Genomic DNA, 15829 nt, shown 5'->3' with positions numbered 1-15829 from the left:
CGCAAGTGGGTCGCGGAGCGGAGTGCGACAAGAGTGAGGGGCAGGGAGCTTCGGGTGGACGATCTGATCGAGGACCAGTACGACGTGTTCAAGTCGATCTTGGACAAGTACACGCCGGCGGAAGCGGTCAAGAAGTTGGCGGTGCTGGCTTCTGAGGATGTCATCACGCGGATCCTCGAGCGGTACGAGGCCGACATGATCCGGATCAAGGAACTCCAGGAACCGCAAGCGGTCGTCATCGACAACTACGAGACCTGGTATGCAGGACCGCATCCCGATGATCGACTCTGGCCTGCGCTCGCCGACATCCTGCGGCGTGACGGATGGCAGCCTCCGGCGATCGACAGCCTCGACGCCTCGTCCACTCGCATCGTCTCGCTGCTGAGCCACCCGCGTGAGCGGGCTTTCTCCACGCGCGGCCTGGTCGTCGGCTATGTGCAGTCTGGAAAGACGACCAGCTTCACCGCCGTCATGGCGAAGGCCGCCGACCGAGGGTACAAGCTCTTCATCGTGTTGGCCGGAATTCATAACGGCCTGCGGCGGCAAACTCAGGCGCGCCTCATCCAACAGCTCGTCCAACCGAACCCGAGCCTTTGGTCCCAGATCACCGATCTGGACGCGGATTTCCGCCCTACCGCGAATCCCGCGAGCTTCTTCGGGAAGTCGAACAAGACGCACGTGCTGTGCGTGGTCAAGAAGAATGCCACGGTGCTGCGCAAGTTGGTGCGGTGGCTCGGCGACGCACAAGAGTACCTCGCCGACTGCCCGGCGCTGATCGTCGACGACGAGGCCGATCAGGCCACGGTCGCTACCGCCTCGATCAACCCGTTGATCCGGCAGATCCTGAACACCTTGCCGAAGTCCGCCTATGTCGGGTACACGGCCTCTCCGTTCGCCAACCTGCTGATCGACCCGGCCGCCGAGGATCTGTATCCCGAACATTTCATCGTCAACCTGCCCAAACCTGACGGTCACTTCGGTACCGAGGTCCTGTTCGGGCGGTATGCGCTCGACGGCGAGGACCCCAACGAGGTCGATGACGGTCACGACATGATCCGGACCATTCCCGACGAGGACGTCGAATTGGTTCGGCCCAAAACGAAGGCAGACGCCGAAGGGTTTGTCCCCACCATCACCGACGCCCTGCGTGATGCTGTGCACTACTTCTGGATGACCACAGCCGCCCGCCGTGCACGTGGGACCGGTAATCCGCACAGCACCATGCTGATTCACACCAGTGTGCGGACTTCGGTGCACAACAGTTTCCGCGAACCGCTGGAGACGATGCGCGGACGGATGATCCGCGATTTGGCCGCCGAGGCTGGGATCGAGCGGTTGCGCAAGCTTTGGGAGGAAGAGACCTCGCGGGTTACCGCCTCCGACTTCGGCGAGGAGGCAGTGCCTTTCGAGACCGTACTGGAATACCTGCCGGGGGCGGTCCGGGACTGCCGGATCGTCATGGACAACTCCGAGAGCGTCGACCGACTCGACTACGAGAACGGTCCCGTCGTGGCCATCGCGGTCGGCGGCAACACGCTCTCGCGCGGACTGACCCTGGAAGGCCTGTCGGTGAGCTTTTTCGTCCGATCGGTTTCCACCTACGACACCCTGCTTCAGATGGGGCGATGGTTCGGATTCCGCAAGGGCTACGCCGACCTGCCACGAATCTGGATGACGACCGAACTCGAGGACTCGTTCCGCCACCTGGCGACCGTCGAGACCGAGATGCGTCGTGATATAGACCTCTATCTGACCGAGGACAAGACCCCGCGCACCTTCGCAGTTCGGTTGCGTACGCACCCGTCGTTGCGGGTGACTGCAGCGGCCAAGATGAAGTCCGCCGTGACCGCCGCCTCCTCCTATGGCGGCAGGCGGGTCCAAACCCGTTACTTCCGAAGGGAATCCGACTGGCTGCTGCGCAATCAGAAGGCGGCGCAGGTGCTGGTGTCAGAGGCTGTGGCACGGGGACGAGCAGAGGATCGCAGCGACGAGGGCCGGTACCTGATCCGGGATGTGCCCAGCGAACTGGTGATCGATTTCCTGCGTGAGTACCAGTTCCACGAGAACTCGAAGGAATGCGACAGCGACCTGATCATCGACTACATCGACAAGCGAAACCGCAAGGCGCACACTCTGCGTCGTTGGAACATCGCCATCGTCGGAACGCCGAGCGAGGACGAGGCCGGTCGGTTCGATTTCGCGCCAGGAGTGTCGGTCGGTCGAATCGTGCGTTCGCGGCTACAAACGTCGACCGCCGACATCGCCGATATCAAGACTCTGATGAGCCGCCGCGACGCTGCGGTGGATTTGGCGGACGCGGCAGCTGATCTCACCGAGAAACAGATCGAAGCTGAGCGCCGCAGACAATTCCCGGACACCGGGTTGCTGGTGCTGTACCCGATCGACAAGCTCTCTGAGCCGAGCGAAGCCCGTAAAAAGACCCGTCTGTCGCTCGACGCACCGGAGCATGTGATCGGTGTGGGGCTGGTGTTTCCGACGCCGAGCGACGCCGACACCACCGTCGAGTGGGAGGCCACTTACATCTCGGCCGACCTGTCCGGAATCGAAAACGAGGAAGAGGACCTGAGCATCCTCGAGGCGGACGAAGGATGACCGACACGGCCCTTCGATCCATTCTCGACGACTACTGGGATCGACTCGAACATGACCGTCCGACGACCGGGCACGCGTTGCAGACTGCTGCTCTTCCCGTCGTGACCCCTGCGGGACCGCTCCTCGCTGCCGTCGATATCGACGGCCATCGACATCTTCTCGTGCCAGTCGATCCACATCACAGTGTGCGGCGCGGTTTGAATGGGCCAGTGCTCGAACTGCGAAAAAGGGTCCTCGAGGACGACGAAACTCGCTCGAGCTTTGCCGATCTCTGCTGTCTCAGAGCGGATCTGAACGATGTCTTCGCGGTGCTGTGCGCAGACATTCTGCTCGCGACGGAGGCCGCGTCCGCACAGCCGGTCAAGGCCATGAATCGGGTCCTGGATCACTGGAAAGCGTTGTTCCAGAATCCCGGGGCTCCGCTAGGGGCCAAACAGATAGCCGGCCTCTTCGGCGAACTCGTGGTGTTGCGACGTCTACTGGAACTGGATGCGGGCGCTCACCGGCTGTGGCGGGGACCGTCGGGATATCGCCACGACTTCTCGGGCGAGCTGAACGCGATAGAGGTGAAGACCTCGATGGCAGCCGAAAGCAGGGAAATCCGAATCCACGGCCTGAACCAGATGGAGCCGCCCCTCGGCGGCACACTCGCTCTCGTCTGGTTGCGGTTGGAGGCAGCGGTCGTCGGTGGAACGGGGGTCAAGGAGTTGGTCGACGAGGTCCTCAGACTGTGTGACGACGAAGGGGCCGTGATCACTTTGCTGGCCGCAGTCGGATACCGCGTCGCGCACGACGACCACTACCGGCACATACGTTTCGGACTGAACGAGGAACGCTGGTACCGGGTCGATGACGACTTTCCACGACTGACGCAGACCCATTTGTCCGCGGCCGGGACATCCGAGGCGGTTTTCGGCGTCGATTACTCGGTCTCGCTGACCGGAGAATCGCCGGAACCGTTGGACGACGGCCGGATCAAGACACAACTAGCTGCACTGGTCGAGGAGCTGAGGTGAACGAGCCCGCATGGATGTCGCAACCGTTCCCGGCAGAAGGCGCCAGCGCTGCCGAGGGCATTCGGAACCAACTGGGTAAGCCTCAGCTGGACCACCTCACTGTGCTCGTCCGAGAATCAGCGCAGAACAGTTGGGACGCGCGCTGCGACGACGAAACCTCGGTCGACTTCCGGCTCGACCTGCAAACGGTGAGTGCGGCCCACGCCTCGGCGTGGCGGGAGCATTTTCAACGCCGTGCGCCTATGAAAGCCTTCCTGCCACTGCGCGACTCGTTGCAGAAGCCGGCGATCCGGATACTCTCCATCTCCGACAGAGGAACCCGTGGTCTGGGGGGACCTACCCGCGCCGACGAAGTCTCCGACGAAACAAGGGATTTCGTCGCCTTCCTGCGCAATATCGGTGAGCCGCGCGACCAGGCGCTCGGCGGTGGAACATACGGTTTCGGGAAAGGCATCCTGTACCTGCTGTCGCGATGCGGCACGATCCTGGTGTATACCCGGTGCCGATATCGAGGGCGACTCGAGTCCAGGCTGATGGGTGCTTCGCTGTGGCAGAGCTATCAGGCCGAGGAATCGTCGGGTCCGCGGCGGTACACCGGTCGGCACTGGTGGGGCGCGATATCGGACAACGTGGTCGAACCCGTGGTCGGTGTCGATGCGGACGTGATGGCCAATCGACTCGGACTCCGAGGTTTCGAGAGTTCGGAAACCGGAACGACGATCGCGATCGTCGATCCGATTCTCGATGAGCGTGAGCCGGCCGATGCCGCACGGTATCTTGCTGAAACGATCGTTTGGCATCTCTGGCCGAAGATGTTGCCGAGGAGCACGGGCATGCGCCCGATGCGCTTTTCTGTGAGCTGTGACGGCATCGAATATCCGGTGCCCGACCCGGAGTCGCTCAAGACATTGCGGCCGTTCGTCGTGGCTTACCGACAGATGAACGATCCCGAAGCACGCCAACAGCTGCGGTGGGGGCGCAAGAAGTTGCTTCTCGGCGACCTCGGATTGCAGCGCTTCATGTTTCAAAAATTCGAGCCCAGCGACGCGGCTAGCGTCGCAGGATTCGAAGACGGCCTTCTGCATCACGTCTGTCTGATGCGCCCGGCCGAATTGGTTGTGACGTATTGGTCAGGTCCGAAGCCTACGACCGAATACACGGCCTATGCTGGGGTCTTCAGAGCTGATGTGGCATTGGACAGCGCCTACGCCGCCGCCGAGCCGCCGACTCACGACAGCTGGAATTACCAATCCCTCGAGCATCCTGAAAGTTCCTATGTAAAAACAACTTTCACCAGATTGAAGGAATCCATCGAAGAGGTTCTCGGCACTCGAAACTCGGCTCAGTTCGAGGTCGCCCAGGTGTCACTCGGGGCCGCGGCCGATCGACTTTCGCCCTTGATCGGCGGAACCTGGGGCGTCGGCTCAGCGACCGATTACGGCAAGCCGGGCGATACCCGCTCGCGGGAGCCTCGGCGTCCGGTGAAGCGTCGTAAGAAGGTGGGATCGCCCGCGATGAACACAGATATCGTCGACGAGCGTCTCGACGTCGACTCCGGCGATGGAGTTCGTCCCGATGGCAGTGACGACAACTGCGCCGACCGAATGCTGGGAGGCGGGTCCCTGGAGCAGAAACCTGTGCGACGCCGCCGACCCAAGATCGAATACGTCGGTGATCCATACCTGGAGGAATTCGAGGGTGCGGCCGTGGTGGTTCAGGAGTTCCGGCTACCGGTGAACGGGCCACAACGTGTCACCGCCGACCTGGCGGTGGCCCTCAGTAATGACTCCGGGCTCGAACTGGACCCACCTGCCGGAGCCGATATGCCCCTTCTCATCGGGTGGCGTGATTCCGCGGGAGTACTTCATAGCGGTGAAACCCAACTGGTCTACGGCGGCCGCGGGAACACCTGGCAGGCGGTGGTCAAGCCGGCTGCCGACACGATGACGAATATCGGACTGTATGTGGAGGCGGTGGACGCCTGATGTCGCTCGCGCTGCCCTACAAGATTCCGCAGCCTGATGTCGTCGGTGCAGACGGATGGATGCTGACGATCGATGGAGAAGAGCTTCCACTTCCCGAGGCGTTCCCGCATTGGGACTATCAGACCGACCTGGAGCTGCGTCGAAAAGTCACCGTCGATATCGCACGCGCGCGTGAGGAGTCCGGGTTGGCTCCCGGAACGCCTCTAACCCTGGCCGCCACCTGGCGCGCGGACGGCTCCAAACTCAAAGGGTGCCTGATGCGGCAGCCGGTTCCGGAATCCGGGGTGGTCGAACTGTCCGCGGTGCTTCGGGGTGCCGATCTAGGCGGCACCGTGGTACTCGACACGGCGTTGGTGCTGACGCACAGGCGAATTGGCAAGGATCGCCTGACTGCCCCTCGGCGCGCGGGATCGGTGCTGTGGAGTGACCGTCACGCAATACGTTTGCAAGGTGATGCTACGCAGTTTCCGATCGCGATCGTCGACTTTGCTACGACCCCTTATCCCGAGAATGCGGCATGGTATCTGGAGATCGGATCGAATCTGGAAGCCGCCACCATGGGCACGATCCTGCTCCTGGTGAACGAGAAGAACACCGTGATGGCAGAGGCGGTCCAGCGCGTGAAGAGCCCACGGGTTCAGGACCAACTCGTGATGGAGGCGCTGTATGCCGACGTCGCCCGCTCGATGGTTAACCACGCCCTTCGCGACAGCGACTTCGATGATGAAATCGACTATGAGGACGACACTCTCGGCGCCACCCTGCAGGAGCTGATCGGGCGACTCTTCCCGTCCCGCTCGATCGAAGACATCCGCTTGCTCGCCGACAACTCGCCAAGTCGATTCGAAGCCGAATTGCAGGCCGCCGTACGTCTCTTCGGAGGTGTGGCATGACCTTCCTGTACCCACGCCTGCTGCGCCCGCATGCCTCGAGGTTGGCCAAGGAGTACCGGGAGCTGTCGGTTCTGGATCTGCAGTCCCGATCGGCGACGAGCGACGAGACCGCCGTGTACGTTGCTACCGGCGGCGCTCGCGTGCAACCGGATCGGCTACAGGCGCTCCGCGACATGGTCATCGATCTGGCCAAGGAAGCAGGTTTTCCGGCGCCGCCGGCGAACGATCAGAAAGCCGTGTTCGACCTGAGATTGGCGACGTTACTGCACAGCCAGATGGATATCGCCCCGGCAGAAGCCGCCTCCGGCGACGTCTGGGCATTCCTGGCCGTCATCCTGCTACCGGACGTGGCGTACTGGCGATACCCTCCGTCCAGCGACGGTGTCTTGCGCGATCGTTTTCTGGGCGCCGACCTCACCCGGCATGTATTCGGCCGGATGTGGTGGCGAGCGCACTTCGTCTACTCGCCAGAAGAGTCCGACCCGTATGCGGCCCTGTCGGTGCTGGGTGAATCCGAGTTCGACCAAATCTATGCGCGGCGAGCGACGTTGGGCGGGCGGCCACAGCTGATCAAATCCATTCTTCGGGTGTGGAAAGAGATCGAAATTCGTGATATGCCCGAACGTGAGGTTCTCCGCGACTTTCTGAAGCGCCTACTCCGACTCGACCCGTTCCTGGTCTACGAGGCACTCGACGACGCGGCTCTCGACGCCGAGCTTCGTACAGTGGCTCGTGAGGCAGTCGTCGGCGTCCTGGTCAGCCGTGGGCAATCACGGGATGTTGCGGAAGAAAGGTCTTACCAGGCGCTTTCGCGGATTTGAGTAGGCTCTTCGGTGTTCGTTCGACGTAAGGTGGCGACTTGATTCGATCAGTCGTTTCGACGTAGGTGAAACCCTTCTCGACGACACTCGGGAGATCGGTGCCCGGGCTGACCGGATCGGTGTCCACGGCACACCTTTTCTGCCGTGCTTGGAGCGGTGACTGCAGCTGGGCGGAACGACGCCGAGACCTTCCAGTACTTTCGGCCGGGTTTGATCTCGAACAGGAACGCCAGCTGCGAGAGGCTGCCGGCCATGGAGAGAAATCAATTAGGGACACCTGTATCCCGACATGCGACCTGCGTTGTCTGCCTTACAAACGCGGGGAATTGGGTTCGACATCGCAGGGGATCCTTGGTGATGACGGTTGTCGGTGTGGCGGCGTTGGCGGTTGCCGGGGTTTCCTGTGCTTGGCCGGATGTCGGGGGTGATCGGACATTCGGCCAAGGCACGTGTCCGGCTGTGAAAGCCGTTGTGCGCCCGGACATCCTCTGGTTCTCGTTGACGCATGGCGCCCGGTCGTCGGTGCCGACGGTGGTGGAGGCGCACGAGGATATGCAGCTGCACTTGGAATGTGATCCTGCCTTGTGCGCCGCGAAGGCCGTGGCGATGAGGACTCTCGTGGCCGCCGGGCGGGTGCGGCCGGACCGATCCCGGCGGCTGTGAGTGTCGGCGCCTTGTTTCATGCACGGCGGATTGCCCGGCCGGTGGTCGGGTGTCAAGCCGCGCTGGTGTCGGGCGGGCGGAAGCGCGATTGCAACCAGCGCTGGTGTTGTTCGCGTTCACGTTTGCGACGTTGTTGTCGTTCCTGTTCGTCGCGCAGGTGGATGCGCGTGAGTATCGCGGCCAGGAGTTCGTCGGGGTGGTGGCGGTGGTTGATGCGGGGTGTTCGACTGGGGTCGATGTGTTCTGGGGCGATCCATGCGGTGCGGCCGGGGAAGGGGGAAAGTTCTTCCTGTGCAATGGTTTTCCAGCCGCCGGGGCCGTCGTGGATCAACGAGTGGCAGGCGTCGCAGGCCAGGACGAGATTGGTGATGTCGGTGGGGCCGCCCTTGGCGTAGTCGCGGATGTGGTGGGCGGCGCAGAGGCCGGCGGGGGCGTCGCATCCGGGGCGGGAGCAGCCGCGCAGGGCGGCGATCAGCGCCAGGCGTTGGGTCGGGGAGGCGAGTCGTTTCATGCGGCCCAGATGCAGGGGGAGTCCGGCGTGGTCGAAGATCGCCAGGTACGGGCGGGATCGTTCGGCCAGTCGCAGTGCTTCGCGGATCGGGACGACGCCGCCGGTGGCGGTGGTCGCGGTGCCCGAATCCTTTTCCAGGTCTTCGAGTTTCATCGTCAGTACGGTGGTCACCGGCATGCCGCGGTGGCGGCCGAGGTCTTCGGCGACCAGGCCGGAGCGCAGGACCGCGGTGAGTGCGTCGTGGTTGCGTTGGGCGGCGCTGCGGTGGTCGGCTCGCGCTGCCTCGGCCAGCGCGGCAGGGTCGGCGGTGTCGATATCGACGGCGGGGCTGTTGGGGTCCTCCGGGTTGCAGACGCCGGGGCGGGCGTACTTGGCCAGCAGTGGGTCCAAGAGGGCGCGCAGCACGGGGTCGATGTCGCCGCGTATGGGGGACATGCCGTCCGGGCGTTGCCGGCCTACGACGATGCCTCGCATTCGGGCGCGGTCCTGGTCGGTGGTGAGGCGGCCGTCGGGGTCCAGGTAGGCCAGGATGCGGTCGCCGACCTTGCCGATGTCGTCCGGTGAGCCGGATCGTGCGAATTCGGCCAGCAGTTGTTCCGCGGCTTCGCGATCCGAGTCGGATACGCCCCGGGGCACGCGGTTCATGACCTGCGCGATCCCGCGCACGTGATCGGCGGAGATGTCGCCGTGGCTCAAAGCGGCTGCGGTGCAGGGCAATTGCGGGTCGCGCAGTTGGCCGTCGAGATCGTGGAAGGTTCCTACCCAGCGGGCCGAGTTCACGCGGCTGCCCGCGTCCGCGCTCGATATCCGCAGCGTCTCCATCAGGAACCGCTTCACCGTCTTCGCGCCGGTCCGCGACGGCAGGGATCGCTCCTCGGCTTCGATCAGCAGGCGATGCTGCATCGCTGTCAACCGGCGCGCGCAACTCTCCACATCCCGCATCGCCTGGATCATTTGTTCATCCGACAGCGGCATCAGTGAACGTTCGAACAGCTCGGAAATCGCAGCGAGCAGCGGTCTCGTGACCTGCTCGGCGACGTCCTCCGCGTTCGAATGCATGTTCGAATTCTATCAAGAAGGGGTGGAGGTGTGCACCCTTCGGCCTGTGCGGATTTCGAAGTCCGTTCTGAACAAGTGACCGAAAAGTCCTGTGTTGCAGTGAGTTTCACTGGGGCACACGGTGCACCGCGCCGCGAAGCCGACACTCAAGCAATCTGCGTCAACAGCACCACCCCGAGCACGAACATCGTCCCCGCTACGAAGACATCGAGCACTCGCCACGCCGCGGGCAGCGACAGCACCGGCGCGAGCAGCCGAGCCCCGTATCCCAGCCCGGCGAACCACACTCCGCTCGCGATCATCGCGCCGATTCCGAAGGCCCAGCGCAACGATCCGTGCCCGGCGGCGACCGAGCCGAGCAGCAGGACGGTGTCGAGGTAGACGTGCGGGTTGAGCCAGGTCATCGCCAGGCAGACCAGAATCGCGGTGCGGATGGACGCGGTGGAATCGCCGGTGGTCGCGAGGGCGGCGGTGGCGGGACGCAGCGCGCGACGGGCCGCGACGGCGCCGCAGGCGATCAGGAAGCACCCGCCGGCGAGTCCGGCGACGGTCAGTGCTGCCGGATAGGCGCTGACCAGCGCGCCCAGACCGCCGACACCGCACATGATCAGAATGGCGTCGGAGGCGATGCAGATGGCGACCACGGCCGCCACGGCTTGTCCGCGCACACCCTGGCGCAGGACGAACGCGTTCTGCGCGCCGATGGCGACGATCAGGGATAAGCCGGCACCGAATCCGGCGAGGGCCGCCGAGAAGATACCGCTGTTCACGCAGCCGACGGTATGGGTCTTGACGTAATCAGTACAGCTAAAGGTTCTTAACTATCATTAGCGACCGTGGTGTCCGAGCTGCCGGTTGATCAAGTCCGCACGCTGCTCGCCGTCGTGGACGAAGGCACATTCGACGCCGCCGCGGCCGCGATGCATCTGACGCCCTCGGCGGTGAGTCAGCGGATCAAGGCGCTCGAACAGCGCACCGGGCGCGTGCTGCTGTTGCGCACGAAACCGGTTCGGCCCACCGAGTCCGGCCAGGCGGTCGTGCGGTTCGCGCGGCAACTGGCCGCATTGCAGGAGGCCGCGCAACGAGAGCTGGGAATCGCCGGTAATGCCGAGTCCACGACGCTGTCCATCGCGGTCAATGCCGATTCACTGGCGACGTGGTTCCTGCCCGCCCTGTCGCAGGTGCCGCAGGATCCGCCGGTCTGCTTCGATCTGCATCGCGAGGACGAATCCCACACCGCCGCGCTGCTGCGGGAGGGCACGGTGATGGCGGCGGTGACCTCGCTGGCCGAGCCGGTGACCGGATGTACCGCACGGCTGCTGGGTCTGGCGCGGTATCTGCCGGTGGCGAGCCCGGAATTCGTCGAGCGCCATTTCGCGGGCGGACCTCTGGAGCAGCGGCTTCCCGACGCGCCGGTGATCGTTTTCGATCGCCGGGACGAGCTGCAGGATCGCTACGTCCGCACCGTCACCTCCGGCAGGGCGGGCGCGAGCCGGCTCCGCCATTACGTACCCACGTCGGAAGGCTTCCGCGACACCATCGTCGCGGGGCTCGGGTGGGGATTGGTCCCCGAAACGCACGCCGACCCCCTGCTGCGTTCGGGCGCGTTGCGGAATGTCGCACCGCAGCAGTGGGTCGATGTGCCGCTCTACTGGCAGCAGTGGAAGTTGGACGTTCCGGCCCTCGCGCTCGTCGCGCAGACGATCGGCATGGCGGCGGCAGATTACCTTCGGCAGTGAAAAGGTCTCGACCGCAGCTTATTCCGGGGCGGGAGTCGAGCGCCCCGGCGGCGTCAGTCGATCAACTGCGATGCCGCCGTGTGTGAGTTGTTCCCGGCGAGAACAGCTTTCGGTGATGCGGAGGTGAGCAACGCTATCCCCGACGCGAGCACCCAGATGATCGTGAACCCGGAAACCGTTGCGGTAGAGCCCCTTCCGTTCGCCGTGTAGAAGTTCGCCGGGTTGTTCCCGAAGAACATCGACGGCGCGAACGCCACGTTCACCACCGCCAGGACCGCGGCCGAGCGTCCCGCCCACGCGGGCAGAACCGGGTGCGCAGGATCGTGACGGCGGCCGTGGTCATGAACAGTGGTGACGACGGCGGTTCAGCTGGCCGACCGGGAGGGGCTCGCCGCCGCGACGCTGCCGAAAATCGCTGCGGCTCTGAGTGTTACGCCGATGTCGATCTACCGTCACATCGGATCGAAAAACGAACTACTGGGCTTGATGTCGGATGCCGGAATGGGCGCACCGCCCGAATTGCCCAGCGGCTCATGGCGTTCGATGCTGCGCGCCTGGGCACTGGCACAACTCGAGAGGCACCGCGCCCGTCCCTGGCTCACCCAGTTGCCGATCACCGGACCGCCGAACGGGCCCAATACCGTGGCCTGGATGGACGCCGGGCTGCGCGCACTGCGTGACACCGCACTGGACTGGCCGGCGAAGGTCGGGGCGATCATGGTTGTCAGCGGCTAGGTGCGCGAGGCGTTCGTCACCGCCCGCCAGCTCGAACACGCCATGTCGGCAACCGATCTCGACCCCGCGGGCGCCCTGCACGACTACAGCCGTAACCTGCGTGCCCTGGTGGATCGAGAACGGCTGCCGGATATGGCCGCGCTGCTGGATTCGGGACTGTTCGACGCCGTCCAACCCGCCGAGGCCGATCCCGACTCGGACTTCGCTTTCGGTCTCGACCTGGTCCTCGACGGCGTCGCGGCGACGATAGCCGCGGCCGGCCGGTAACGACAAGCGGCCCGGCGCCGTGGAGGCGCCGGGCCGCGAACACATCGGATCAGCTGCTGCCGAACCAGCCCGGGGGAACGACGTGGCGGAAACCGTTCCAGCCGTTGCCGTGCCGGTCCCACGGGTTGCAGTCGTCGCCGCGGTGGTGGCGGTCCCAGTCGCCGCGGTGGTCCCAGTCGCCACGGTCGCGGTCGTCCCACGGGCCGTGCCCGTGACCCGGGTGCGCGATCTCGGTGGCCGCCGGGGCGCTCACGACGTCGGCCTGGGCCGGAATGGCCAGTGCGGCAAGCGGCGCCGCGACGATGGCCCCGGCGACGGCGATTCGCGCCGCCGTGCGCTTGGTGCGATGTTCGGTTCTGGCAATCACGGTGAATCCTTCCAATCAGTTACACCGAACGCAGTCTCCCGCACATCGGACACCGCGTCACGGGTGGTGGCACGAGATTCAGGGCCGAATCGGCCACGGGGATGACGGAGGCTCGGGGTTGCCCCCGAGTCCTGCGGTTCAGCTGCTGCCGAACCACCCCGGCGGGTAAACCGGCCTATACCAGGAGTAGTACGGCCGATACCACGAATTCCAGCCGTACAGGTAGTTCAGCGGTATGGGATCGAACGGCGTCACTTCCGGGTAGTACCAACCGACCGAGCTCGGCTCGCTCGCCGGCGCCTGCGCCGAACTCTGCCCGGCGGTCGCGGTGACCAACCCGATGAGGATCAATCCCGCTATCGCCGTCCTCGCCAGGATTCGGCGTACCCGGACGGATGTGGCAGTCGCGAACACGACCAGCCCCTTTCAACTCGCGTGTCCCGCAACCATCGCCGAATTCGGCGCGCACGTCACGGCCGCGATACGCCCAGGGCTGAGAAGGGCTCAGCTCACATCCCGCGCCCCCAGCCGGGCTTCACCTCGGCCGGATCGTCGGGCGTTATATCGTCGACGACCAGGCTCACCTTCGGATTACCCCGCACATTGCGATACCGCTGCGCACTCGGACTCGGCCCGCCGATATCGATCGTGCCGTCCTCGTTCACGCGAAACCCCACCGGCACCAGCTGCGGTTGCCCGTCCGCCGTCACGGTGGCCAGCCGGCCCAGCGACTGGGAAGTCGGATACGCGCGTTCGGCCGCGGTGAAAGGCATGCCGCCACGCTAAGAGCTCGAGTGCGGTTGAGGTCAAGCGCTGCGTGTCACGCCGTGCGCTGCCCCGCCGACCAGGCGAATGCGGCCAGGGTGGGGTCCAGTGGCGCCGCGGTGAGTCGATTGCCCAGCGTGGACAGCGTGTAGGTGCCGATGCCCAGCACCACCTCGAGGGCCTGTTCGGTGCTGTAGCCGTGGGACAGGAAATCGCTCGCTCGCTCGTCGGGGACGTTGCCGGCGGTTTCTACGACGGCGAGGGTGAACTCCTGGAGTGCGGCCAGGCGAGGATCGGGAAGCGGGCGCTGGTCGCGCAGCGCGGCGATCAATTCCGGATCGGCGCCGAGCGTGGTCAGCTTCGCAGTATGCATGGCCACGCACAGGTGGCATTCGTTGCGCGTGGCCATGGTCATGACCAGCACCTCGCGCGACAGCTCGTCGAGGGTGCCGGCTTCGAACAGGGCATTGAGCTTCATGAAGCCGTCGAGCAGTCGCGGTGACGTCGCCATTTTCGCCACTGCGGCGGGGAGGTAGCCGAGGTGCGCGGCGGTCGCCGTCATCGTGCGACGGGCCTCGGCGGGTGCGGAGTCGAGGGTGTGGGTGGGGAAATGCATGAGTCGATCCGTTCGAGTTAGACAACCAAGTTGTCTAAACAGTAAACCGGGTTGTCTAATTGGGCAAGCCTCGACAGCCGCCGGGCGGAGCCGGTCAGCTCCCGAACCACCCCGCGACATCGAGCCGGAACGATTCCGGCCGGACCATCGTGCGCAACGCGGATTCCATATCGCGCACGCGCTGGGCGCCCAGCTCGTGCGCCCAGCGGCGGCGCAATCGCTCGAAAATCTCGGCCGACTGCCGGAGGGCGTCGATACCGCGCGGGGTCAGGCATACGATCTTGCGTCGGGCGTCGTCGGGATCCTCGACACGTTCGGCGTAGCCCAGCGCGGTCAGCTTCTCGACCGTCTTGCCCGCCGCCTGTTTGGATACGCCCAGCTTGCGGCCGATTTCGCTGGCCGTCGCGCCCTGCACTCCGATCGCCTGCATCGCGAATCCGTGGGCCGGGCGCATGTCGTGGTGGCCCCGCTGCGCCAGCTCGGCGTGCAATTCGTCGATGAGCGAGCGGAACCCGGCGAACAGCAGCAGCGGCAGCTCGAATCCAGGGCTGTCGATCGGGGCCCTCCCGCGTTTTCCGACAACCATGTTGACGAGGGTAGTCGCCGCGGCGCGGGCCCGTGTGAGGCGCCACCCGCGGGCGCGTGTCACCGGTCGCGGCCGGTCCGGTGGTGTTCAATACACCTGGAGCGCTCCGGAGCGGGCGCCCGCCTTGTTCTGCCGAATGCCCGGAGGCGCGATGACCGCACGGCCACACCGGATTCCCGACCGTTCTGCCGCGCCCGCGCGACATCGGCGCGGCCTCGTACGCCGCCTCGCGCCGGGGCTGGCTCTCACCGCGATTCTGGCGGCGTGCAGCGGACCCGGAGCCGACGTCTCCGAAACAGCCACTCCCGCAACCGTTTCGACCGCTCCGCTGAACTCGGTCGCCGTGGTCACCCACGGCAGCCCCGGCGACGCGTTCTGGAATGTGGTGAAGAACGGCGCCGAGGCGGCCGGTAAGGATCTGGGCATCCGGGTCGAATACAACTCCTCGGGCGATCCGGGGCAGCAGGCCAAGCTGGTGGACAACGCCGTCGCGCAGCATGTGGACGGGTTGGTGGTGTCGATGGCCGATCCGCAGGCGCTGCGCCCGTCCGTCGAGCACGCCGTCGCCGCGGGGATTCCGGTCGTCACGATCAACTCCGGCGAAGCCGAGAGCACGACCGCCGGTGCGATCGGTCATGTCGGGCAGAGTGAGCGGCAGGCGGGAGCGGCCGCCGGGAAACGCCTCCGTGAGGGCGGCAGGACCACGATGCTCTGCGTCATCCACGAAGCCGGCAATATCGGTGCCAACGACCGCTGTGCCGGCGCGATCGACGGATTCGGCGGCCACGCCACCACCTTGCAGGTCGACATCAACAATCCCGCCGATGCGCAGTCACGGATCAAGGGAGCGCTGGAGGCCGACCGCTCGATCGACGCCGTGCTGACCCTCAATTCGCAGATCGCCGCCCGGGCCGTCGACGGCGTGCGGGAATCCCGCTCGCGCGCCGCCGTCGCGACCTTCGACCTGAATTCCGATGTGGTGAGCGCGATCCGGGCCGGAACCCTGGTGTTCGCCGTCGACCAGCAGCAGTACGAGCAGGGATATCTGCCGGTCGTGATGTTGCAGCTGTATCGGCGCAATCTCGACACGGTCGGGGGTGGGATGCCGGTGCAGACCGGACCCGCCTTCGTGGACAAGACCAACGTCGACGCCATCGCCGCCCTCGTGGCACAGGGCACGCGCTGAGCAGGGA

17 protein-coding genes are annotated in these 15829 nt (G+C 65.2%); 9 read left to right on the top strand and 8 right to left on the bottom strand.

Going from position 1 to position 15829, the window contains the following annotated elements; all coding sequences use genetic code 11:
* Positions 1–54: 54 nt before the first annotated feature.
* The 5 genes from NA3_RS06200 to NA3_RS06180 are packed head-to-tail and all read left to right on the top strand — an operon-like array spanning position 55 to position 7328.
* Positions 55–2613 carry a Z1 domain-containing protein gene (locus tag NA3_RS06200; RefSeq protein WP_062962566.1) on the top strand — a complete coding sequence of 853 codons (2559 nt, stop codon included), beginning with the start codon at positions 55–57 and terminating at the stop codon, positions 2611–2613.
* Positions 2610–3629: a PD-(D/E)XK motif protein gene (locus NA3_RS06195; RefSeq protein ID WP_062962565.1), complete on the top strand. Its 1020-nt coding sequence runs from the start codon at positions 2610–2612 to the stop codon at positions 3627–3629. Before NA3_RS06200 ends, NA3_RS06195 begins: the two co-directional genes overlap by 4 nt.
* A complete protein-coding gene (locus NA3_RS06190) occupies positions 3626–5614 on the top strand; it encodes a hypothetical protein (RefSeq protein ID WP_128145375.1) in 1989 nt (662 codons plus the stop codon). Before NA3_RS06195 ends, NA3_RS06190 begins: the two co-directional genes overlap by 4 nt.
* Entirely contained in the window at positions 5614–6507 is an 894-nt protein-coding gene (locus NA3_RS38100) for a hypothetical protein (protein ID WP_218021772.1), read from the top strand. The genes NA3_RS06190 and NA3_RS38100 overlap by 1 nt, the downstream gene beginning before the upstream one ends.
* On the top strand, positions 6504–7328 hold the full coding sequence (locus tag NA3_RS06180) for a DUF6339 family protein (protein WP_062962563.1): 825 nt from the start codon (positions 6504–6506) through the stop codon (positions 7326–7328). The genes NA3_RS38100 and NA3_RS06180 overlap by 4 nt, the downstream gene beginning before the upstream one ends.
* 715 nt (positions 7329–8043) lie before the next feature.
* Here the strand turns inward: NA3_RS06180 and NA3_RS06170 are convergent.
* Positions 8044–9561 (bottom strand): HNH endonuclease signature motif containing protein, encoded by a 1518-nt coding sequence (locus NA3_RS06170; RefSeq protein WP_062962561.1) that lies wholly within the window; start codon positions 9559–9561, stop codon positions 8044–8046.
* A 146-nt stretch (positions 9562–9707) separates the two neighbouring features.
* The gene (locus NA3_RS06165; protein WP_062962560.1) at positions 9708–10331 is read right to left on the bottom strand and encodes a LysE/ArgO family amino acid transporter; all 624 of its coding nucleotides are present in this window, start codon (positions 10329–10331) and stop codon (positions 9708–9710) included.
* 69 nt (positions 10332–10400) lie between these two features.
* On the opposite strand from NA3_RS06165, the gene NA3_RS06160 reads away from it, so the two are divergent.
* Positions 10401–11300, top strand: a complete 900-nt coding sequence (locus NA3_RS06160) for a LysR family transcriptional regulator ArgP (protein ID WP_062962908.1) — start codon at positions 10401–10403, stop codon at positions 11298–11300.
* 53 nt (positions 11301–11353) lie between these two features.
* Here NA3_RS06160 and NA3_RS36685 read toward each other — a convergent pair whose 3' ends face one another.
* A complete protein-coding gene (locus tag NA3_RS36685) occupies positions 11354–11557 on the bottom strand; it encodes a hypothetical protein (RefSeq protein WP_128145374.1) in 204 nt (67 codons plus the stop codon).
* A gap of 94 nt (positions 11558–11651) precedes the next feature.
* Between NA3_RS36685 and NA3_RS06155 the strand changes: the two genes are divergently transcribed.
* Entirely contained in the window at positions 11652–12035 is a 384-nt protein-coding gene (locus NA3_RS06155) for a TetR/AcrR family transcriptional regulator (protein WP_167354962.1), read from the top strand.
* On the top strand, positions 12036–12302 hold the full coding sequence (locus NA3_RS06150) for a hypothetical protein (RefSeq protein ID WP_062962558.1): 267 nt from the start codon (positions 12036–12038) through the stop codon (positions 12300–12302).
* Positions 12303–12351: 49 nt separating this feature from the next.
* On the opposite strand, the gene NA3_RS06145 is transcribed toward NA3_RS06150, so the two are convergent.
* From NA3_RS06145 to NA3_RS06125, 5 genes are all read right to left on the bottom strand, one after another.
* A complete protein-coding gene (locus NA3_RS06145) occupies positions 12352–12669 on the bottom strand; it encodes a hypothetical protein (protein ID WP_157126531.1) in 318 nt (105 codons plus the stop codon).
* Between the two features lie 138 nt (positions 12670–12807).
* Complete coding sequence (locus NA3_RS06140) at positions 12808–13083, bottom strand: hypothetical protein (RefSeq protein ID WP_128145372.1); 276 nt, start codon at positions 13081–13083, stop codon at positions 12808–12810.
* A gap of 95 nt (positions 13084–13178) precedes the next feature.
* A complete protein-coding gene (locus NA3_RS06135) occupies positions 13179–13442 on the bottom strand; it encodes a PPOX class F420-dependent oxidoreductase (RefSeq protein ID WP_062962555.1) in 264 nt (87 codons plus the stop codon).
* Positions 13443–13489: 47 nt separating this feature from the next.
* Positions 13490–14050, bottom strand: a complete 561-nt coding sequence (locus NA3_RS06130; protein ID WP_062962554.1) for a carboxymuconolactone decarboxylase family protein — start codon at positions 14048–14050, stop codon at positions 13490–13492.
* Between the two features lie 94 nt (positions 14051–14144).
* Positions 14145–14636, bottom strand: coding sequence for a MarR family winged helix-turn-helix transcriptional regulator (locus NA3_RS06125; protein WP_062962907.1), 492 nt, complete (start codon positions 14634–14636; stop codon positions 14145–14147).
* Between the two features lie 151 nt (positions 14637–14787).
* Between NA3_RS06125 and NA3_RS06120 the strand changes: the two genes are divergently transcribed.
* Positions 14788–15822, top strand: coding sequence for a sugar ABC transporter substrate-binding protein (locus NA3_RS06120; RefSeq protein ID WP_062962553.1), 1035 nt, complete (start codon positions 14788–14790; stop codon positions 15820–15822).
* Positions 15823–15829: the final 7 nt, after the last annotated feature.

Origin of the sequence: Nocardia africana NBRC 100379, from assembly GCF_001612635.1 — a bacterium.
In the GTDB taxonomy this organism is placed as follows: Bacteria; Actinomycetota; Actinomycetes; order Mycobacteriales; family Mycobacteriaceae; genus Nocardia; species Nocardia africana.
The sequence above is the reverse complement of the archived record's forward strand: the minus strand, read 5'-3'. Positions and strand labels throughout refer to the sequence as shown.